Origin of the sequence: Serratia sp. CY47280 (assembly GCF_052168655.1) — a bacterium.
Classification (GTDB): domain Bacteria; phylum Pseudomonadota; class Gammaproteobacteria; order Enterobacterales; family Enterobacteriaceae; genus Serratia; species Serratia bockelmannii.
Window position 1 is genome coordinate 583103 of sequence record NZ_JBJNMG010000002.1, and the last position, 19935, is coordinate 603037.

At 61.7% G+C, this 19935-nt stretch carries 23 protein-coding genes; 9 read left to right on the top strand and 14 right to left on the bottom strand.

Annotated elements, in window-relative coordinates:
- Positions 1 to 94: 94 nt before the first annotated feature.
- A complete protein-coding gene (gene rhtA, locus ACJ8J4_RS12305; RefSeq protein ID WP_025302089.1) occupies positions 95 to 982 on the bottom strand; it encodes a threonine/homoserine exporter RhtA in 888 nt (295 codons plus the stop codon).
- Positions 983 to 1382: 400 nt separating this feature from the next.
- Between rhtA and ompX the strand changes: the two genes are divergently transcribed.
- Positions 1383 to 1901, top strand: a complete 519-nt coding sequence (ompX, locus tag ACJ8J4_RS12310) for an outer membrane protein OmpX (protein WP_019454480.1) — start codon at positions 1383 to 1385, stop codon at positions 1899 to 1901.
- Positions 1902 to 1987: 86 nt separating this feature from the next.
- On the opposite strand, the gene ACJ8J4_RS12315 is transcribed toward ompX, so the two are convergent.
- Positions 1988 to 2971 (bottom strand): nitrilase family protein, encoded by a 984-nt coding sequence (locus ACJ8J4_RS12315; RefSeq protein ID WP_025302090.1) that lies wholly within the window; start codon positions 2969 to 2971, stop codon positions 1988 to 1990.
- A 91-nt stretch (positions 2972 to 3062) separates the two neighbouring features.
- Between ACJ8J4_RS12315 and ACJ8J4_RS12320 the strand changes: the two genes are divergently transcribed.
- Entirely contained in the window at positions 3063 to 3935 is an 873-nt protein-coding gene (locus tag ACJ8J4_RS12320) for a LysR family transcriptional regulator (RefSeq protein ID WP_049208894.1), read from the top strand.
- A 4-nt stretch (positions 3936 to 3939) separates the two neighbouring features.
- On the opposite strand, the gene ACJ8J4_RS12325 is transcribed toward ACJ8J4_RS12320, so the two are convergent.
- The 6 genes from ACJ8J4_RS12325 to ltnD all read right to left on the bottom strand — a co-directional run bounded on the left by ACJ8J4_RS12325 (position 3940) and on the right by ltnD (position 9591).
- Positions 3940 to 4470, bottom strand: coding sequence for a GNAT family N-acetyltransferase (locus ACJ8J4_RS12325; RefSeq protein ID WP_025302092.1), 531 nt, complete (start codon positions 4468 to 4470; stop codon positions 3940 to 3942).
- Between the two features lie 63 nt (positions 4471 to 4533).
- The gene (locus ACJ8J4_RS12330) at positions 4534 to 5904 is read right to left on the bottom strand and encodes a GntP family transporter (protein ID WP_048795956.1); all 1371 of its coding nucleotides are present in this window, start codon (positions 5902 to 5904) and stop codon (positions 4534 to 4536) included.
- A 104-nt stretch (positions 5905 to 6008) separates the two neighbouring features.
- Complete coding sequence (gene otnI / locus ACJ8J4_RS12335) at positions 6009 to 6785, bottom strand: 2-oxo-tetronate isomerase (RefSeq protein WP_025302094.1); 777 nt, start codon at positions 6783 to 6785, stop codon at positions 6009 to 6011.
- A 3-nt stretch (positions 6786 to 6788) separates the two neighbouring features.
- A complete protein-coding gene (gene otnC / locus ACJ8J4_RS12340) occupies positions 6789 to 7421 on the bottom strand; it encodes a 3-oxo-tetronate 4-phosphate decarboxylase (RefSeq protein ID WP_373276029.1) in 633 nt (210 codons plus the stop codon).
- Positions 7418 to 8677, bottom strand: coding sequence for a 3-oxo-tetronate kinase (gene otnK / locus ACJ8J4_RS12345; protein WP_080352491.1), 1260 nt, complete (start codon positions 8675 to 8677; stop codon positions 7418 to 7420). The genes otnC and otnK overlap by 4 nt, the downstream gene beginning before the upstream one ends.
- Positions 8677 to 9591, bottom strand: a complete 915-nt coding sequence (gene ltnD / locus ACJ8J4_RS12350) for an L-threonate dehydrogenase (RefSeq protein ID WP_025302097.1) — start codon at positions 9589 to 9591, stop codon at positions 8677 to 8679. The genes otnK and ltnD overlap by 1 nt, the downstream gene beginning before the upstream one ends.
- A 283-nt stretch (positions 9592 to 9874) precedes the next feature.
- Here ltnD and ygbI point away from each other — a divergent pair, with 283 nt between their 5' ends.
- Entirely contained in the window at positions 9875 to 10645 is a 771-nt protein-coding gene (gene ygbI, locus ACJ8J4_RS12355; protein WP_025302098.1) for a DNA-binding transcriptional repressor YgbI, read from the top strand.
- A gap of 13 nt (positions 10646 to 10658) precedes the next feature.
- Here ygbI and ACJ8J4_RS12360 read toward each other — a convergent pair whose 3' ends face one another.
- The 4 genes from ACJ8J4_RS12360 to ACJ8J4_RS12375 form a co-directional block, all read right to left on the bottom strand.
- Entirely contained in the window at positions 10659 to 10853 is a 195-nt protein-coding gene (locus ACJ8J4_RS12360; RefSeq protein ID WP_153266254.1) for a hypothetical protein, read from the bottom strand.
- A gap of 180 nt (positions 10854 to 11033) precedes the next feature.
- Complete coding sequence (locus ACJ8J4_RS12365; RefSeq protein WP_049208892.1) at positions 11034 to 11801, bottom strand: molybdopterin-dependent oxidoreductase; 768 nt, start codon at positions 11799 to 11801, stop codon at positions 11034 to 11036.
- Positions 11794 to 12399 carry a cytochrome b/b6 domain-containing protein gene (locus ACJ8J4_RS12370; RefSeq protein ID WP_049208891.1) on the bottom strand — a complete coding sequence of 202 codons (606 nt, stop codon included), beginning with the start codon at positions 12397 to 12399 and terminating at the stop codon, positions 11794 to 11796. Before ACJ8J4_RS12370 ends, ACJ8J4_RS12365 begins: the two co-directional genes overlap by 8 nt.
- 13 nt (positions 12400 to 12412) lie before the next feature.
- Positions 12413 to 13039, bottom strand: coding sequence for a hypothetical protein (locus ACJ8J4_RS12375; protein ID WP_025302101.1), 627 nt, complete (start codon positions 13037 to 13039; stop codon positions 12413 to 12415).
- Positions 13040 to 13179: 140 nt separating this feature from the next.
- On the opposite strand from ACJ8J4_RS12375, the gene ACJ8J4_RS12380 reads away from it, so the two are divergent.
- A complete protein-coding gene (locus ACJ8J4_RS12380; protein WP_021504273.1) occupies positions 13180 to 13851 on the top strand; it encodes a heavy metal response regulator transcription factor in 672 nt (223 codons plus the stop codon).
- A complete protein-coding gene (locus tag ACJ8J4_RS12385; RefSeq protein ID WP_197835299.1) occupies positions 13848 to 15266 on the top strand; it encodes a heavy metal sensor histidine kinase in 1419 nt (472 codons plus the stop codon). Before ACJ8J4_RS12380 ends, ACJ8J4_RS12385 begins: the two co-directional genes overlap by 4 nt.
- Before the next feature lie 13 nt (positions 15267 to 15279).
- On the opposite strand, the gene ACJ8J4_RS12390 is transcribed toward ACJ8J4_RS12385, so the two are convergent.
- Positions 15280 to 16746, bottom strand: coding sequence for a sensor histidine kinase (locus tag ACJ8J4_RS12390; RefSeq protein WP_197835301.1), 1467 nt, complete (start codon positions 16744 to 16746; stop codon positions 15280 to 15282).
- A 3-nt stretch (positions 16747 to 16749) separates the two neighbouring features.
- A complete protein-coding gene (locus ACJ8J4_RS12395; protein ID WP_043137136.1) occupies positions 16750 to 17463 on the bottom strand; it encodes a response regulator transcription factor in 714 nt (237 codons plus the stop codon).
- A gap of 150 nt (positions 17464 to 17613) precedes the next feature.
- Here ACJ8J4_RS12395 and ACJ8J4_RS12400 point away from each other — a divergent pair, with 150 nt between their 5' ends.
- The 4 genes from ACJ8J4_RS12400 (at position 17614) to ACJ8J4_RS12415 (ending at position 19897) form a co-directional block, all read left to right on the top strand.
- Positions 17614 to 18225, top strand: a complete 612-nt coding sequence (locus ACJ8J4_RS12400) for a cytochrome b/b6 domain-containing protein (protein ID WP_049208888.1) — start codon at positions 17614 to 17616, stop codon at positions 18223 to 18225.
- A gap of 10 nt (positions 18226 to 18235) precedes the next feature.
- Positions 18236 to 19012 (top strand): molybdopterin-dependent oxidoreductase, encoded by a 777-nt coding sequence (locus ACJ8J4_RS12405; RefSeq protein WP_089180690.1) that lies wholly within the window; start codon positions 18236 to 18238, stop codon positions 19010 to 19012.
- Between the two features lie 59 nt (positions 19013 to 19071).
- Positions 19072 to 19362: a pentapeptide MXKDX repeat protein gene (locus tag ACJ8J4_RS12410; RefSeq protein WP_049203418.1), complete on the top strand. Its 291-nt coding sequence runs from the start codon at positions 19072 to 19074 to the stop codon at positions 19360 to 19362.
- A gap of 64 nt (positions 19363 to 19426) precedes the next feature.
- Entirely contained in the window at positions 19427 to 19897 is a 471-nt protein-coding gene (locus tag ACJ8J4_RS12415; RefSeq protein WP_004939115.1) for a YkgB family protein, read from the top strand.
- The last annotated feature ends 38 nt before the right edge of the window (positions 19898 to 19935 follow it).

Genomic DNA, 19935 nt, shown 5'->3' on the forward strand with positions numbered 1-19935 from the left:
GATACAGGCTAAGGGGAAGTATGCCGACTTGTCACGAGGAAAACAGTTAACCCGCCTGCATTCCGACGTTGCGGTCTGCAGGCGGGTCGGGCGATCAGGAAAGGCTTTCGAGGCGAGGTTTGGGGCGAATGGTGAGGGCGGAGCCCATGGAGGCGGCGATGATCGCCGCCAGCGCCAGCCATTGCACGCCGCTCAGGTGTTCGCCGAGGAACAGCATGCCGGATAACGCCGCCATCGCCGGTTCCAGGCTCATCAAGGTGCCGAAGGTGCGCGCCGGAATTTTGGGCAGCGCGATGATCTCCAGCGAATAAGGCAGCGCGGTGGAGAGGATGGCTACCGCCAGGGCTATCGGCAGAATCTCAACGTTGAACAGCACGCTGCCGGTTTGCCAGGCGCCGATCGGGCAGAACACCAACGCGGCGATCAGCGAGCCGAGCGCCACCGTGCCGGGGCCGTGATCGCCGCCGGCCTTCTGGCCGAAGATGATATAGACCGCCCAGCAGGCGCCGGCGCCGAGCGCGCAGGCGGCACCGAAGGGGTCTATCCCGCCCACGCCGTGGCCGAGCGGCAGCAGGAACCATAATCCGGCGATCGCCAATGCCACCCAGAGGAAGTCGATCGGCCGCCGCGAGGAGAACATGGCCACCGCGAGCGGGCCAGTAAACTCCAGCGCCACGGCGATGCCGAGCGGCACGGTGCGCAGCGACAGGTAGAACAGGTAATTCATCGCGCCGAGCGACAGGCCGTAAATCAGCAGCGGCAAGCGGCTACCGGCGGCGATGCGCATACGCCATGGGCGGAAGATAATGAACAGAATCAGGGTGCCGATGAAAAGACGCAGCGTCGTAATGCCTTCCGCACCCACGATCGGGAACAGGCTTTTGGCCAACGAGGCACCGCTCTGGATAGACACCATGGCGATGATTAACAGACAGATAGGCAGCAGCGCGGAGGGCGCTCTGCCGGAAGTAGATAACGACATCCTTAACGGGCCTTTTATGCGCCGTTCCTCAGCCTTGAGAAAACGGTCGAAACGGGGATGCGAGCAGTGTAAATGAAATGGCGAAAATCTGTCTGAGAAAAGCGCGCATCGCGGTGAAATCCGCCGATCCTCGGATGAGATGGGGTGAATTTGGTCAAAAAGTGCGCTTTTTCTTAAGAATTATCTGGATATTAAATTGGTGATTTTTGTCACAGAAAGCCGTAGAATATGGCCGAAAATAGAGCGAAAAGAAGCAGATACACTGTTCTTGAAATCTTCTGTTACACGATATAAAGCATTAGACACTCATTTCAAGGCAGAGTTTCACGCTAATTTTTGTTATATTTTCAAAGCATGAACAAATGGATGTACTTAATAATAAAACGCGTTTGAGGTGGTTATGAAAAAAATTGCATGTCTTTCCGCAGTAGCAGCTTGCGTATTAGCAGTTAGCGCAGGTACCGCATTCGCTGGTCAGAGCACCGTATCCGCTGGCTATGCGCAGGGTGATTTCCAAGGCGTTGCTAACAAGGCCGACGGTTTCAACCTGAAATACCGTTACGAGTTCGACAACAACCCACTGGGCGTAATCGGTTCCTTTACCCACCTGGAAAAGGACGGTTCTCAGGACGGTTTCTACAACAAAGCTCAGTACAACTCTATCTCTGCCGGTCCAGCATACCGCATCAATGACTGGGCGAGCATCTACGGTCTGGTTGGTCTGGGTTACGGTAAATTCACTACCAACGCTCAGAACGGTACTTCTCGTCACGATACCGCTGACTACGGCTTCACCTACGGTGCCGGCCTGCAGTTCAACCCAATCGAGAACGTTGCCCTGGATGTCGGTTACGAGCAGAACCGCATTCGTAGCGTTGACGTTGGCACCTGGAACGTTGGCGTAGGCTACCGCTTCTAAGTGTGTTCGTGCCTGAGGGCATGAACCTGCGGCAGCTTTTGTCGCACCGATAAAAAATCCGCCTCCGGGCGGATTTTTTTTATCTGTTATCGGCTGCCGCGCCCCGTCGGCTGTGTCGAAAAGCGCGCGCTGCGTGCATCGCGTTCATAGCCTTGCGGTTCGGTCAACAACCCGTACAGCTCGGGGCGGCGTCCGTAAATCCAGCGGCGGCCGGTGCTGAGCGGGATCAGTGTCAGATCGAGATCGGCGCTGACCAGCCGGTCTTCCGCCGCCCAGGTCTCCGCTACGATGCGGCCGTAAGGATCGAGGATCATCGCGTTGCCGGTGCGTATTTCATCGTCATCTCGGCCCACGCCGTTGCTGAACAGCAAGAACAGCCCGTTGTCGTGAGCGCGCGACGGCAGCCAGCGCATCAGCCAGCCGCGGCCGTGTTCGCCGCGAAAGGCGGCTTCTATCGCCTGCGGATCTTCCACCCGCCGCTGCCACAGCGCCTGCGGGATTGGCTTCATGCCGTGCGGGCTGCGCGAATGGGTGCCGCCGGTCTGGTGCGGGGCGATCAGCACGTCCGCGCCCAGCAGCGCCGTTGCGCGCACATTCTCCACCAGATTGTTGTCCCAGCAGATCAATACGCCCACGCGTACGCCCCAGGGGGTATCGAACACCGTATAGCGGTCGCCGCTGGCGATAGCCGGGTGCTCGAAGGCGTGCAGTTTGCGGTGCACATGCAGTTCGCCGTCCGGCAGACAAACGGCATAGGCGTTGTAACACCGGCCATCATCGCCCAGCTCGATCAGCCCGACGCCAATCGCCATGTTGTAACGCTCAGCCAGCGGGCGAATGCGCGCCAGCGAGGGGCTGCTCACGATCGGTTCCGCCAGCGCCCGCACTTCGGCGTCGGACAGATGGCGCACGTGCCAATAGCCGGTGACGCACATTTCCGGGAAGGCCAGCAGCTGTACCTGCTGCTCGGCCGCCTGAGCGATAAAGCGCTCCATGGTCGACAGGTTGTAATTTTTATCGTTGGCGCGATGCTGGAATTGCACCGTGGCGGCGCGTAATGAGATGGTCATGGTGTCTCTCCGGTTAGGGTCTGCGTTGATTACAGCAGGCGAATTGATTACTGTATAATCAATTAAATTCCCTATTCGATAACTTAATGGAATGGATATAAAACAACTGCGCGCCCTGGTGGCGCTGGCCGAGCAGGGCAACTATCGTCAGGCGGCGAGCCGGCTATGCATCAGCCAACCGGCGCTGAGCAAGCAAATTCAGGCGCTGGAAACCCAGCTCGGCGTTCGATTGTTCGAGCGTGGCCGACAGGGGGCGGTGCTCACCGCCGGCGGGCAGCGGCTCTACCCGGAGGCGCAGGTGCTGGTGGCGCAGTACCAGCAGTTTCAGCAGCGCGCTCGGCGGGTGGCGCTCGGGGAAGCGGGGCGGCTGTCGCTGGGATTTGGCCTTTCCAGTTTTCATCTGGCACCGCAGCTGGTGGCCGCCTTTCGCCAACGGTTCCCCGAGGTAGCGATCGGCCTGGAAGACTTGCCGTCCGAACGCCAGTATCAGCTGTTGCTGCAGGGAGAGTTGCAGGCGGGGTTCGTGCGCTTGCCGGTCAATACGCCGCTGTGCGGCGTCGCGTTGTTGAGCGATCGGTTGGTGCTGGCTGCGCCGGGTGCGCTGGCGCTACGTGCCGACGACCTGATGGCGCGTTTCAATCTGCTGCCGCTGTTGCAGTTGACGCCGAAACGCGGGCGCGGGCTGAGCGATCAGTCGCTGCGGTTTATCGCCGCTCACCGGTTGACGCCGAACGTGGTGCAGCAGGCCGGTGATATCCAAACGTTGTTGGCGCTGGTCGCCGCCGGCGTCGGTGTCGCGCTGCTGCCGCACAGCATCACGCATATCGCGCCGGCCGGCATCGACATTTTACCGCTGAGCGGCGAGGAGACGGAGTGGCAGGTCGGTATCGCCTGGGATCCGCAGCGCACCGACGCGCTGCGGGACAACTTCATTCAGACGGCGTTGGTGGTGCAACGCGCTTAGGCATTCAAAGCGGGCAATGCATCACCACGATCGGGCTCTGGTGATACTCGCTGCGGTGGCTTTCGCTGAAGCCGACCTTTTTCGCCAACGCCAGCGAAGCCTGGTTTTCAGGCGAGATGATGCAGACGGTTTTTTCCCCCGGCAGGTGCGTTTTCCCCCAGGCCAGCGCCGCCCGCAGCGCCTCGGTGGCATAGCCTTTGCCGTGCGCCGAACTCACCAGCGTCCAGCCCATCTCCGGCGCATCGAGCGCTGGGGTGATGTCGCGCAGGAAGTCGGAGAAGCCGATGCTGCCGAGATACTCGCCGCTCTGTTTGTCACGCACCGCCCAATACCCGTACCCCAACAGCGCCCAGTGGCCGACGTAGCGCATCAGGCGCCCCCAGGAGTCTTCTCGGTCGCGCGGGGTGCCGCCGATATAGCGTACCACCAGCGGATCGGCCCACAGAGCGGCCAGCGAGTCGAAGTCGTCCAGCGTGTGTGCGTCCAGCCGCAGGCGTTCGGTGACAAGCGTTGGCGCGGTGTTGATTACGGTCATGTTGCTGCTCCTGCACAGGGTGAAAGGCGATGAAAAACAACGGCGTTCAGTATGCCAGAGAAATCACACCGCCAGCCACAATAGCCAGGTGAACAGAAAGCCGCTCAGACCGAGCAGGGTGGTCAGCACCGTCCAGGTCTTCAGGCCATCGGCCACCGACAGCCCCAAATAGCGCGTGACGATCCAAAAACCGGAGTCGTTGACGTGGGAAAGCCCCAGCCCGCCAAAACAGGTCGCCAACGTCACCAGCACCAACTGCAGCTGATTCAGCCCGCTGACCGCTTCCGACAACAGGCCACCGGTGGTCAGGATCGCCACGGTGGCGGAACCCTGTGAAGCGCGCAGCGCCAGCGAAATGATAAAGGCGGCGGGTACCAGCGGCAGGCCGATGGCCGTCAGTACTTCGGCCAGCGCCTTGCCGACGCCGGATTCCACCAGCACCTTGCCGAACACGCCGCCCGCGCCAGTCACCAGGATCACCACCGCGGCGGTCGGCAGCGCGGCGCCCATCACGTCGCTGGCGTGTTGCAGGCTCCAGCCGCGGCGCAGCGCCAGGAAATAGAAGGCCAGCAGCAGGGCTATCATCAGCGCCACCGCCGGCGAGCCCAGCAGAGACAGCGCATCGCGCAGCGCCGAACCTGCCGGCAACAGCGTGGCGGAGACGGTGCCGAGCATGATGATGGCGATCGGGATGACGATCAGCGCCGCCACCAGGCCGGCGCCAGGCGGGTTGATGCGATCGCTGAGGGGCGCTTGCCCTTCCGGACGCGGCTCCGGCGCCGCCAGCTGCAGCTGTTCCAGCACCTCTATCGATAATGGATAGGTTTTGCGGTTGAGGTAGTTGGCGGCGAAATAGCCGATCACGCCGACCGGGATACAGATCGCGAGGCCGATGATGGTCAGCCAACCGATGTCGGCGTTGAGCAAGCCGGCGGCAGCGACCGGGCCGGGGTGTGGCGGTAGCGCGACGTGTACCGTCAACATCACGCCGGCCATCGGCAGGCCGAACTTCAGCGGTGACACTTTGGCGACCTTGGCGAAGCCGTAAATAATCGGCGCCAGAATGATAAAGCCGACGTCGAAGAACACCGGAATGCCGAGGATAAATGCAGCGAGGGTCAGCGCGGCGACGGTATGTTTCGGCCCCAGCCCCTGGCTGAAGCGCTGCGCCAGCGACTCGGCGCCGCCTGAGTGTTCGATCATGCGCCCGAGCATCGCCCCCAGACCGATGATGATGGTCACCGAGCCGAGCACGCCGCCCATCCCGGCGGTCATTACTTTCATCACTTCACCGGTCGGAATGCCGCTGGCCAACGCCACCAGCAGACTGACCACCAACAGCGCGACAAAGGGCTGCACCTTCGCCTTAATCACCATCAATAACAGCAGCACCACGCCGAGTACGGCAATCAGCAACAGCAGAGAGGTAGACATGAAAAAGCCTTTCGTTGGGTAAGCGTTGGCACCGCGATCGCCGCGAGGCGATACGGGTGCGTTTCATTGTTATAAAATCGATTTCCTGGTGTCGGCGTGCGGCTTTAGCGGTAAGGCTTCAGCCAGCCGAGCCCGGCGGCGGTGTCGCCGCGCGGGCGGTATTCGCAACCGATCCAGCCCTGATAGCCGAGCGCATCCAGCTTGTCGAACAGCCACGGGTAATTCAGTTCGCCCTCGTCAGGCTCATGGCGATCCGGCACCGAGGCTATCTGGATATGCGCGTAGCGCCCGGCCAGCGTCTCCAGCAGCCCGCTGATATTGCCGTCCACCAACTGCGCGTGGAAAAAGTCGAACTGAATGAACACGTTCGGTCTTTCGATCGCCGCCACCGCTTCCGCCGCCTGATGTTGACTGGCGAACAGGTAGTCGGGCTTGACCGGCGGGCTGAGCGCTTCGATCAGCACCTTGACGCCGTGCGGGGCGAAGGCGTCGGCGGCATAGCGCGCATTGGCGATAAAGGTGTCGAGATAACGCTGTCGATCAGCGCCCGCGGGCACTACGCCGGCCATCAGGTGCACGCAGGGGCAGGAAAGGGCGATGGCGTAGGCCAGCGCGCGATCGATATCGGCGCGCGCATCCCGCTCGCGGCCCGGCAGCGCCGCCAGCCCCCACTCACCGGTGGCGGCATCACCGGGCGCGGTGTTGAACAGCACTTGTTGCAGGCCGTGTTCGCGCAGCTTCTCGGCCAACAGCTCCGCGGGATGCTCGTAAGGGAACAGGAATTCCACCGCGTTGAAGCCCTGTGCGGCAGCGGCGGCGAAGCGATCGAGGAATGGCACCTCAGTAAACATCATCGACAAATTGGCGGCAAATTTAGGCATGGTTCAGCTCCGTAATTCGGCAATTTCATCATCGGTCAAATAGCGGATCGGACGATCGCCGAGGGTGAAGATCAGTCGCGCCGCATCTTCCATCTCTTCGGCATTGTCCGCCGCCGCTCGCAGGTCTTTACCGGTCACCACCGGCCCGTGGTTGGCCAGCAAAAAGGCACGGTGGGTCGGCGCCAGGCGGGCCAGATCCTGTGCCAGCCTTTCGTCGCCGGGCCGGTAGTAAGGCACCACCGGCACCTTGCCGACGCGCATCACCACATAGGGGGTGAACGGTTTGATGGCGTTGTCGGCGTCCAGCCCCTGCAGGCAAGAGAGCGCCGTGAGGTAGGTGCAATGCAAGTGCACGACCGCTTTGCATTCCGGGTTGTTCAGATAGAGCGCCCGATGAAAGCTGATCTCTTTCGACGGTTTGTCGCCGGAGAGCCAGTCGCCGTTCAGGCTCACTTTAGACAGGCGGTCGGCCTGCAGCTCGCCGAGACAGGAGCCGGTCGGCGTCGCCAGCAGCGCGCCGTCCGGCAGCAACAGCGAGAGGTTGCCGGCGGAGCCGGTGGCGTAGCCGCGTTGGAAAAACGAGGCGCCCAGGCGCACCATCTCTTCACGCGCCTGCTGTTCAATCGTCATGCTCATACCGGGAACTCCGTTTGCGCGCGTGAGAAGAAGGCTTCATCGCCAAAATTGCCTGATTTCAACGCCAGGGAAATGGCCCGATCGCTGGCGCGCACCCAGGGAACGCCGGGGGAAATGCTGGGGCCGATATGGAAGCCGCGAATGCCCAGCGCCTGCGTGACCACGCCGGAGGTTTCGCCGCCGGCGACGATAAAGCGGCTGAACCCCAACTGATGCAGTTGCACCACCAGTTCGGCGAACAAGGCTTCTACCGCTTCGCTGGCGGCGGCGCCATGCCGTTGTTGCGTTTGCTGCAGCGACTCCGGCGATGCAGTGGCGTAGATCAGCGGGGCAAGCGCTTCCCCGGTATGGCGCTGCGCCCAATGCGCCAACTCGGCGGCGTAGGCCGCTCGCGCCTGCGGATCGAGACAGCGGCCGATATCGATGGCCTGCGCCGCCGCGCGTTCACGGTAGTGCGCCACCTGCCGGTTGGTCATCACAGAACACGAGCCCGACAGCACCGCCGCTTTTTCCCCCTGCGGCGCACCGGCCGCCTCTGCCGAACGTTCGCCATTCTGCGCCCATTGACGCGCCAGGCCGATCGCCAGGCCCGAACCGCCGGTCACCAGCTTCATCGTTTTCAACGCTTCACCCTGGGTGAGCAGATGCCGTTCGTTGAGCGTATCCAGCACTGCGTAGCGCACGCCGTCCTGCGCCAATTGCTGCAGCTTCTCGCTGACCGCCTCGGCGCCGCGATCCATTTCTGCCGCCGTCACCAGCCCACAGCGTCCGGTGGCCTGGGATTCCATCAGGCGAAGCAGGTTGCTGTCGGTCATTGGCGTGACCGGGTGATGACGCATGCCGGATTCAGACAACAGCTGTTCCCCGACAAACAGGTGGCCCTGATAGACCGTGCGGCCGTTTACCGGCAACGCCGGTGAGACAACCGTGAAATTTTCTCCCAGCGCGGCGAGCAGAGCATCGGTCACCGGGCCGATATTGCCCTGTGCGGTGCTGTCGAAGGTGGAGCAGTACTTGAAGTAGAAGTGACGGCAGCCCTGTTCTTGCAGCCAGGCCAGCGCCTGCAACGACTGTTCGACCGCCTGCTCTGCCGGGCAGGAACGCGATTTCAGGCTAATGACCGCCGCCTGTGCGTTTATTTGCGTTTCGTCTTGCGGCACGCCATTCAGCTGCACCGTCGGCAGGCCATTTTGCACCAGAAAACTGGCGATGTCGGTCGCGCCGGTAAAGTCATCCGCGATTACGCCAAGCAGCATCAGAGCGCCTCCTTTTTTTGCGGCAAATCGATGCCGGCAAAGATTTTGATCACCGCACTGTCGTCTTCTTTACCGTAGCCGGCGTTGCTGGCGGCGGTAAACATGGTGAAGGCGGTGGAGGCCAGCGGCAGCGGGAAATGCAGCGCCTTGGCGGTATCCGCCACCAGCCCCAGATCCTTGACGAAGATATCCACCGCCGATTTGGGCGTATAGTCGCCGTCGACCACGTGGCGCATGCGATTTTCGAACATCCAGGAGTTGCCGGCGGCGTGGGTGACCACGTCGTACATCACGTCCAGCGGGATGCCGGCGCGGGCGGCCAGCGCCATGGCTTCCGCACCGGCGGCGATGTGTACGCCAGCCAACAGCTGGTGGATGATTTTTACCGTCGCGCCCAGGCCGATCGTTTCGCCGATGCGGTAAACCTTGCCGGCGATGGCGTCCAGCACGGGTTGCAGGCGCGCGAAGGTGGCGTCTGCGCCGGCGGCCATCACCGTCATCTGGCCTTCCTCTGCCTTGGCCGCTCCGCCGGAAACCGGCGCATCCAGCATCGGCAGCCCGTAGTCCAGCAGCCGTTGCTCGATCTGTTTGGCGTCATCAGCGGAAATGGTCGAACAGACCATCACCGCGGTGCCTGGCTTGAGCTTTGGCGCCAGGCCTTGTTCGCCGAACAGGATCTGCTTCACCTGGGCGGCGTTCACCACCAGCAGCAGCACGGCGTCCAACTCGGCGGCGAAGTCGCACGCGCTGGGGGACGTTTGCTTCGCGCCGGCCTGTTGCAGCGCCGCCAGCGCCTGCGGATTCAGGTCCGCCCCGTAGGTGGTCAATCCGGCGCGGAGGCACGAGCGCGCCGCGCCCATGCCCATCGCCCCCAGCCCGATGACGCAAACGGCATAATTCCCTGGGTGTGTCATACTACACTCCTGTTAATTTTAGTGATAATTTGTTTTGTTGTGTTAAATGTAAGCGCTTAGTGGCCGTTTATCCGCGATCGATATCACAATAATTAACAATGTGTGAAACGAATTTTTCGGGTGATTTCTGGTCCGTATCAACATTACTATTATGTTTTTAAATAAGTTTATGTTTACCTGACCTAACTGCGCGCGCCGTCACGCCGCGAAAAATTAGGGCTATCGGCGAACGAAAATTGACGTAAAATCACAATTATTATCACCGCAGCAACGAGAGGGAACCGTGATACCTGTAGAACGCCATCAACAAATTCTTGCGCTGGTATCCGAACGCGGCGTCGTCAGTATTGCCGAGCTGACCGAACGGCTGGGGGTGTCGCACATGACGATCCGCCGCGATTTGCAAAAGCTGGAGGAACAGGGCGCGGTGCAGTCGGTCTCGGGCGGCGTGCAGGCGCCTGAGCGGGTGGCAAGCGAACCTTCGCACCAGGCCAAAGAAGGGATGTTCAGCCGGCAGAAAATCGCCATTGGCCGGCTGGCGGCGCGGCAAATTCCCGCCAACAGCTGTATTTATCTGGATGCCGGTACCACCACGCTGGCGCTGGCGAAACAGATCGGTGAACGTGAAGATTTGACGGTGGTGACCAACGACTTTGTCATCGCCGGGTTCCTGATAGAGCATAGCCAGTGCCGAATCATCCACACCGGCGGCACCGTGTGCCGGGAAAACCGTTCCTGCGTTGGCGAAGCGGCGGCGCAGGCGCTGCGCGGTCTGTTTATCGATCTGGCGTTTATCTCCGCCTCTTCGTGGAGCATGCGCGGCCTGTCGACGCCGAACGAAGACAAGGTGATGGTGAAGAAGGCCATCGTCGAGGCCAGCCGCCGCCGCATTCTGCTCAGCGATACGTCCAAATACGGCAAGGTCGCGACCTACCTGGCGCTGCCGATTGCTGCCTTTGACGCTGTCATTACCGACGAGGGGTTGCCCGCCGCCGCGCGGGAGGCCATTGAGCAAGCGGGGATTGCATTGCTGACGGCGGGAGAAGAAGAATAAGGACGAACCGGAATCAGGATGAAAGTTCGGTATCGATGCTACGTGCGGGCGGTTCACTGGCTTCAACGCCGCCGCGTTCACGCCATTCGCGGCGCCTTTGTTCAGCCCATTCTTCGTGGAAGGCTTGCATCTCTTTTTGGTGCCGTTTCTTTATGCTCATAGGGGTTGGGTGGGATTCTGCCGTTAACAGGCGGGATTTCGATGACATATAATCCGTCCTCAATAAGCCCTTGGTTGTACAAATAATGTACGCGATGCGCATGTTTTTTCAAGAGCGAGTCATAAATTCTGGCTAACGCTGGCCTGAGCGGTACGCTGAAAACCAATAATCGCGACGGGGAAGAGCCCTCCAGCCGCCGATGAGGCTTATGCGCAGCGCCGCGCAAAACTAAATGCCGCTGAACCAGTTGTAGCCCTGATCTTCCCAATACCCGCCCGGATTGACGTCGCTGACGAAGATCGCGGCGATATGTTTGGCGTTTTTGAACCCCAGCTTGGTTGGCACGCGTAGCCGCAGCGGGTAGCCATAGTCCGCCGGCAGTGCCTTGCCGCCGAAATCCAGCGCCAGGATGGTCTGCGGGTGCAGCGCGGTGGCCATGTCGAGGCTGGAGTAGTAACGATCGGCGCATTTGAAGCCGACGTAACCGGCATTCAGATCCGCGCCGACGTGCTGCAGAAAGGTGCGCAGCGGCACGCCGCCCCATTGACCAATGGCGCTCCAGCCCTCAATGCAGATCAGGCGAGTGATCTGGCTTTGCTGCGGCAGCCGCTGCAGCTGTTCCAGCGTCCAGGGCGCTTTTTTCTCCACTTTCCCCGCGACCTCAAGCCGATAGCCGGCAAGATCGATCTCGGGGACGTTGTATTCCGGGTAAAACGCGTTGAAGGGGAAAGGCTGGGTAATTTGATCGGGCCGGTAAGTTTGCGCCAGCCGCTGACCGCTGAACAGCCAGGCCTGCACCCGGTCGTTCCAGCGCGACATGGCCCACAGCACCTTATCCACCTGATCGCCGTCTTGCAGGTTGCAACCGGTGAGCATGGCGATGCCGCCCAGCGTCAGGCCGGAGCGCAGCATCAGCCGGCGCTGCAGATTGACCAGTTGCTTTTTTTGGTCCGGTTCCAGTTTTGGCGCGGTTGCCCGCTGTTTTTTCTCATTCATGTTTGCCACCCGTTATCATCGCCCACAGGGTTTTGGGCACGACGATCACCATAAAGACGTGGATCGCGACGAACAGGCCGATGCCGGCCATGGCGAAGAAATGCACGTAGCGCGCGAAATCGAAGCCGCCAAACAGGGCGACCAATCCCTGCAGCTGAACCGGCTTCCAAATCGCCAGGCCGGACAGCACCAGTAATAGCCCCAGCGCCAGTACGCCGAGGTACATCAGTTTCTGAATGGCGTTATAGCGGCCATGCCGGTGGCGCAGGCGCAGCGTCAACGCCAGCCAGATATCCTGCCGCAGCGCGCCGAGGTGAAGCGGCAACAGATCGCGGCGAAAATGACCGCTGAACAGGCTCCACAACAGATAGCAGACGGCGTTGAGCGCCAATAGCCACATCACCGCCAAATGCCAACCAATCGCGCCGCCCAGCCAACCGCCCAGCGTCATCTGCGGCGGAAAGCGGAAATCGAACAGCGGCGAGGCGTTGTAGATTTCCCAACCGCTCATGAACATGCACACCATGGCGAACAGGTTGATCCAATGAGTGATTCGAACCGGCCAGCGATGCACCGGCGGCGACGCGTTGGTCTTCATGGCTTTCCTCCGGTTACATCGGCGGCACAGTGCCGTCTTTGCCGGCGGAAATGCGGGTGGCGATGCGTTCGCCCTTATCGTCGGCGGCGGAGAACAGCACGATGTGCACGCCCGGTTTCAGCAGGCTCAGATCGCCCGGATCCAGCGTCACGATCGGCACGTCTTCCGGCACGACGACGGTTTTCTGCTGGTTGCCGTAGGTGACGGTCAGGGTGCGGCCGTTGGATTTCACCAGTTTACCGACGGTGCCGTTGGTCATGGTGTCCACTTTGCCGTCGGCGGATTCCCAGGCCGAGTGCCCTTCGCCGGTGCCGCGCAGGCTGGCGGCGAACACGTGCACTTCCAGCGCTTTGAGCGTGCCGTCCGGCTGCGGCACGGCGGCGGTGCCGATAAAGCTGTCCGGTTTGATATCGTCCAGCGTGGCTTTGGAAACGCTGAGCACTTTGGTCTGATCGTTCAGCTTGACGCTGAGTGTCTCGCCCTTGCGGTCGGTCAGCTGCAGATTGCCGTCGGCAACCTGCGTGATGGTGCCGCGCAGCGGCGCAATCACCTTGCCCGGCGGTTGGGCGGCGGCGGCCAATCCGCTGGAAAGCAGTAACGTGGACAACAGTAAACCGGCTATACGATGACGGGTAATCATAACGTTCTCCTGAAATGAGTTTGCCGGTTAAGCATGGTTGACCTACTGGGTCAGCGCCATGGCCGTTTGATGACATTAATGTCATCAAGTTTGTCCGCCGAAGCTGCTAGTATTTTTGCAGACGTAACGAGGTGGTGAGCATGCGAATACTGGTAGTTGAAGACGATATCGGCACAGGGGATTACCTGAAGAAAGGGCTGGGGGAAGCGGGCTACGGCGTCGATTTGGCGCGCACCGGCACCGACGGGCTGTTTCGCGCGTTGGAGCAGGACTACGATGCGATCGTGCTCGATGTGATGCTGCCGGGGCTGGACGGTTGGCAGATCATCGAGGTATTGCGCAAGAAAAGCGACGTGCCGATCCTGTTTCTCACCGCCCGTGATGGCGTGCAGGATCGCATCCACGGCCTGGAGCTGGGCGCGGACGACTATCTTATCAAGCCGTTTTCCTTTACCGAGCTGGTGCTGCGTTTACGCACCTTGCTGCGCCGCGGGCCGGCGCGCGAAGCCGATCATTACGCTATCGCCGATCTGCAGCTGGACGTGCTGCGCCGCCGGGCGGTGCGCCAGGATCAGGTGATCCCGTTGACCAACAAGGAATTCATGCTGCTGCACCTGCTGGTGCGGCGCGAGGGCGAAGTGCTGTCGCGTACGCAGATCGCCTCTCAGGTGTGGGACATGAATTTTGACAGCGACACCAATGTGGTTGACGTGGCGATCAAACGCCTGCGCGCCAAAATCGACCGGCCGTTCGACGTCAAGCTGATCCACAGCGTGCGCGGCATCGGCTATGTCTGCGAGCCACGCTCGTGAGCGGGCGCACGTCACGTCGGCCGGTGTCGCTGACGCTGCGCACCGCTACGCTGTTCGCGCTGGTGGCCGCGTTGGTGGTGAGCGGGACAGGCGGGTATCTGTTTAGCGCCATGCGCCAGGAAATGACGCTGCGCAGCGATCTGCAGGTGACCGGGCGCGTAGAGTATTTCCGCCATTTACTGGGGCAGCGCTTTCCTTTGGCGCGCCTGACTGCCAATAACGGCCTGTTTGAAAACATGCTGGGCAATGAACAGGACGTGCTGATTTTCCAAATCCCGGGGCAAAAACCGCTCATCAACGTGAACTCCGCCAGGGTGGCCCTGCCGCCGATCGCGCCGACGCCGCCTGAACAGGCGCAGACGTTGGCCGCCATACGCGGCGGAGAAACGGCGCAGGGGGTGCCGCTGCGCGCCGCTTCGGCGATGGTGCGTCTGGAAGACGGCAGCCTGTTGCAGATCTCCGCCGCGCATGTGATGGCCAACGAGCAGAAGATGCTGGCGCGTTACCTGTGGCGCATCGTCGCGGCGGTCGCGGTGGCTTTCCTGCTGATTGCGCTGCTGGGCTATGGGGTCATGCGGCGGGGATTGAAGCCGTTATGGCGCATGGCGGCGCAGGCGTCGCAGATTGCGCCCAATACGCTGTCGACACGCCTCAGCGAGCAGGGGGCGCCGAAGGAGTTGCAGCAGCTGACCCGTTCGTTCAATGCGATGCTCGATCGGTTGAATGAAGGCTATCAGCGGCTGACGCAGTTTTCCGCCGATCTGGCCCATGAGATCCGCACGCCGGTAGGGGCGTTGATGGGCCAGTGCCAGGTGGCGCTTTACCAGCCCCGCAGCGTGGAAGAGTACGAAACCCTGCTGTCGAACAATATGGATGAGCTGGAGCGCATTTCCCGCATGGTGGAAAACATTCTGTTTCTGGCGCGCGCCGGCGAGGCGCAGTCTGCGCTGAATTACAGCCGCCTGGATGTGGCGCTGGAGCTGCGGCGGGTGGCGGATTATTTCGAAGGGCTGGCGGAAGAGCGCGGCATTGCGTTGAGCTGCGAAGGGGAAGGCGCGCTGGAGGCGGACGCGATGTTGTTCCAGCGGGCGCTGAGCAACCTGGTGGCCAACGCGGTACGTTATGCCGACGAAAACAGCCTGATCGTCCTGCGGGCTGAACGGCGCGCCGATGCCTGGTGGGTGCAGGTCATCAATCAGGGGCAGCCGATCGCGCCGGCACAGTTGGAAAAATTGTTCGATCGTTTCTATCGCGCCGATCCCGCACGCAGCGCCGGCAATCATGCCAGTGGGCTGGGGCTGTCTATCGTGCGCGCCATCATGACGCTGCACGGCGGTGAGGTGCGCGCCGAATGTATCGGGCGCGCGCCTGTCGCCAGCATCCTCTTCAGCCTGCGGTTCCCGATCGCACAATAACCGTTGTGCCGTGTTAACGCGGCGGAATGGCGAAGCGGAAGCAGGCGCCGCTTTGCGCTTGTTCGATCAGCTGAATATCGCTGTCGTGCAGCTGCAGAATACGCCGCACGATCATCAACCCCAGTCCGCCGGAAGGGCGCCGGGCGCCGCTCAGGACAGACGGGCGCACGAACAGATCGGCGCGCAGCATCTGCGGAATGCCGGGGCCGCTGTCGCTGACCTGCACCATTACCTGGTCTTCCTGCCGCCACAGCCGCACGCCGATGTCGCCGCCGGGCGGCGTATGGCGAATGGCGTTGTCCAACAGGTTGGTCAGCACCCGCTCAATCATGCTGAGATCGGCGAACACCGGCGGAATGCCGGGAGCGATGTCGGCGTGCAGCCGCTGGTTGCGCGCCTCTGCCGCCAGCTCGAACTTCTGGAACACGTCCTGCAACAGCTCGCTGAGGGAGAAGGGCTCTTTCTGCGGCTTCACCACGCCATACTCTAATCGAGCCAGCTCGAACAGCTCCTGCGCCAGCTTGCCCACCTTGCGGCTTTGCGCCAGCGCGATCTCCAGATAGCGCCGCCGATCGGCTTCGCTCAGGGTGGCGGCCTTAACCGACAGCGTCTCCAGATAGCCGTGCAGCGAAGTGAGCGGGGTGCGCAGATCGTGCGAGACGTTGGCGATGAATTCACGCCGCAGCCGATCCTGCTGCGCCAGCGTTTGCCACTGTTCGGCCAGGCGCTGCGCCATGCGGTGGAAGGCCTGTTGCAGCTGGCTGACTTCGTCGCGCCCGGCCCGTACCGCCGGCAGCGCCGCGTAGGCCTGCATCGCTTCGATGCCGCCGCTGTCCAGCGCGCTGACCTGCCGGGTCAGGCGACGGATCGGGCGCGTTACCCAATAAAACGCGAAACCGCCGGCCAGCAGGCTGAACAGCACCATCAACCCAGAAGTCCACAGCGCCATCCTGACCGCCGAGTTGAACTGGGCGTTGCTGGCCAGCGCCGTGTACTCTTCGCCGAGCAAGACCACGTACAGATAGCCTTCGACCCGGCCGTCGACCTTCAGCGGCGCGACGCTGAACACCTTGCGCCCGTCCGCGCTGCGCGGATCGTCGCCATACACCGGCATCTGCGCGCCATCGAGCAGCGCCTGCAGCGGCGCCAGCGCGACCCGCTGCCGCTTCAGATGCCCGGCCGGCGCGGCATTGCCGATAATCGCGCCCTGTTTGTCGAGCAGGTAAACCTCCACGCTGGGGTTCACCGCCATCAGCTGGTCGAATAGGGTATGCACCGCCTGCGGATCCGGCCCGTTCACTCCCAGCAGCGGATTGCTGTCGGCGATATGCTGCGCCAGGTTGCCTGACAGGCGCTGGATCACTGCCTGGCTGTACTGGGTGCTGCTGCGTACCTGCATCCAGCCGGAAAAAGCGCAGCCGATGACGATCAGCAGCGTGAAGATCAGCGTGAGGCGTTGCGCTAACGTAAGGTTTTTCATGGCTCACTCATGCGGCGTGGCCGCGAATTTATAGCCCATGCCCCACACCGTGAGGATGCGCTCGGGTTCCGCCGGATTGCGCTCGATCTTGATGCGCAGCCGGTTGATATGGGTGTTGACGGTGTGCTCATACCCTTCGTGCTGATAGCCCCAGACCTGATTCAACAGGCTGAGGCGCGAGAACACCTGGCCCGGATGGCGGGCGAAAAAGTACAGCAGGTCGAATTCGCGCGGCGTCAGCTCGACCGGCTGCTGATGCAGGTGCACTTCGCGGGCGATGGGGTCGATGGTCAGATCGTTGAAGCTGAGCACGCCGGCGTCCATGCGCAGGTTGCGGCTCATCGCCTCCTGGCGGCGAAACAGCGCCTTGACTCGAGCCACCAGCTCCAGCATGGAGAAGGGTTTGGCCAGATAGTCATCGGCGCCCAGCTCCAGCCCCAGCACGCGGTGCACCTCGCTGGAGCGCGCGCTGGTGATGATGATCGGCGTGTAGCGCGTCATGGTGCGCGCCCGGCGGCAAATCTCCAATCCGTCCACGCCCGGCAGCATCAGATCGAGGATGAGGGCATCCCAGCCGCCCTGTTCCAGCATCGCCATGCCCTGATTGCCGTCGGCGGCGTGGCTGATGGCGTAACCCTCGTCACGCAGATGCAGCTGCAGCAGCTCGGCGATGTCGCCGTCGTCCTCGACGATCAAAATTCGTTTTGGCTTGTCCATTCTCATTACCGCTGATTGCCCGATCCTCTCTGAAGTCTACACAACCCCCACCGGTGGAGTTATCACATTTTATTTAACTTTGCGTGAGGTCTTGGGGAACAAATCCGGGGAATACTCGACTCATCGCATCGTTAGCTGGCAGGAATCGTTATGAGCCTCACTCTCACTCCGGAACAACGACAGACCGTACATCCGCTGTGGCTGCGGTTGACGCATTGGCTGAATGCGCTGGCGATGCTGATCATGGTGACCAGCGGCTGGCGCATCTACAACGCTTCGCCGCTGTTCAACTTCAGCTTTTTCAACGAGCTGACGCTCGGGGGCTGGTTGGGCGGCGCGCTGCAGTGGCACTTTGCCGGCATGTGGCTGTTTGGCATCAACGGGCTGTGCTACCTGCTGCTGAACCTCACCAGCGGGCGCTTCAAACGCAAGTATTGGCCGCTCAGTCCGAAACAGTTTCTCGCCGATATAGGCGCGGCGCTGCGCGGCAGGCTGCAGCATGCCGATCTGCGCCACTACAACATGGTGCAGCGCGTGGCCTATCTGTCGGTGATGATCCTCGGCGTGCTGAGCGCGCTGTCCGGGCTGGTGCTGTGGAAATCGGTGCAGTTTCCGCTGCTGCGCACGCTGCTCGGTGGCTATGAGGCGGCGCGTTATATCCACTTTTTCGCCATGTCGGCGCTGGTGGCCTTCGTCGCGATCCACCTGGTGATGGTGGCGCTGGTGCCGCGGACGCTGCTGGCTATGCTGCGCGGACGTTAAGGAGTTCACGATGAAAAAGGATAAACAGATCATGACGATCGGCGAAGGGCAGGCGATCGTCAAAGAAGCGCAGCGGCTGTTGAGCGCGCCTTCGCGCCGCCGCTTTTTGCGCAATGGTCTGACGCTGGGCGGCATCGCCATGCTCACCGGCTGCGATCTCAGCGACAACGCCAACGTCGAGCAGGCGCTAAGCCGCATGTCGCGCCTCAATGATCGGGTGCAGGGCTGGCTGTTCAACGGCGATCGCCTGGCGCCGGTCTACCCGGAATTGATGATCACCCGGCCGTTCCCGTTCAACGCCTTTTACGCCGAGGAGGACGCGCCGGATATCAACGGCGACGACTATCGGCTGGAAGTGGCGGGGTTGGTGCAGGACAAGCGCGCCTGGAGCCTGCCGCAGCTGCATCGGATGGCGCAGGTCAGCCAGGTGACGCGCCATATTTGCGTTGAGGGTTGGAGCGCCATCGGCAAGTGGGGCGGTGTGCCGTTCGCCACCTTTCTCAAGGCGATCGGCGCGGATCTGAGCGCCCGCTACGTCAGCTTCAAATGCGCCGATGACTACTACACCAGCATCGACATGGCCACCGCGCTGCATCCGCAGACGATTATCGCGCTGACCTACGACGGCCAGATCTTGCCGCGTAAGTACGGCTATCCGATGAAGCTGCGCATGCCGACCAAGCTGGGCTACAAGAATCCGAAGCACATTCAGGTGATCGAGGTCACCAACCGCTTCCCGGGCGGTTACTGGGAAGATCAGGGTTACAACTGGTTTGGCGGCAGCTGAGGCGGCCGCCGGCCATTCTCCGGCACTCCGGTGCCTTTGACATGACGGAAGGAAATACCATGAAAAAGTTATTCGCAATGATGATGTGCAGCGCGCTGATGCTGGGTGTGGCCGGCGCCAACGCCGCGGACGGCATGAGCAAAGACGCGATGAAAAAGGACGGTATGAGCCAGATGTCGCACGACGGCATGGCGAAAGATGGGATGAAGAAAGAGTGCATGGGCAAGGCGTGCATGAAGAAAGACAAGATGGGGAAAGACGCCATGAAAAAGGATGGTATGGCGAAAGACGGTATGGCCAAAGACGGCATGAAGAAAGACGAGATGAAAAAGGACGCGATGGGGCACTAAGCCGCCGCACCCCGCGGTCGCAAGCGGCAAACCGCGGCGGCCGCGGGCAACATAAGGAGAGAGGATGATGCTGGCGACATGGCTGCGGCGCTTTCGGCGCTCGAACGGGGACGTTATCTTTATGCGTGCGGCGTTGGTGGTGATCTTCGCCGCCTTCGGCTACGCCAAATGGTTTGATTACGAAGCGCAGGGGTTAGTGCCTCTGATCGGCAACAGCCCGCTGCTGAGCTGGATGCATCAGGCGTTCGGCATTCGCGGCGCCAGTTATGCATTGGGCGTCGCCGAATGGAGCTTCGGTTTACTGTTGCTGGCGGGGTTCTGGTCGCGGCGGCTGGGTTTGCTGGGGGCGATCGGATCGACGGTGACCTACCTGACCACGCTGACGCTGATCTTTTCCACGCCGGGTGCCTGGGAGCCCTCCGCCGGCGGTTTTCCCGCCATGGCCGGGGCCACCAGTTTTTTAATTAAGGATCTGGTGTTGCTGGCCGGTTCCCTGGTGCTGCTGAAGGCCGATTTACCGGCCGAGCAGGCATAAAAAAGGGCGTAGCCTGGCTACGCCCTGTGGTTATTTCT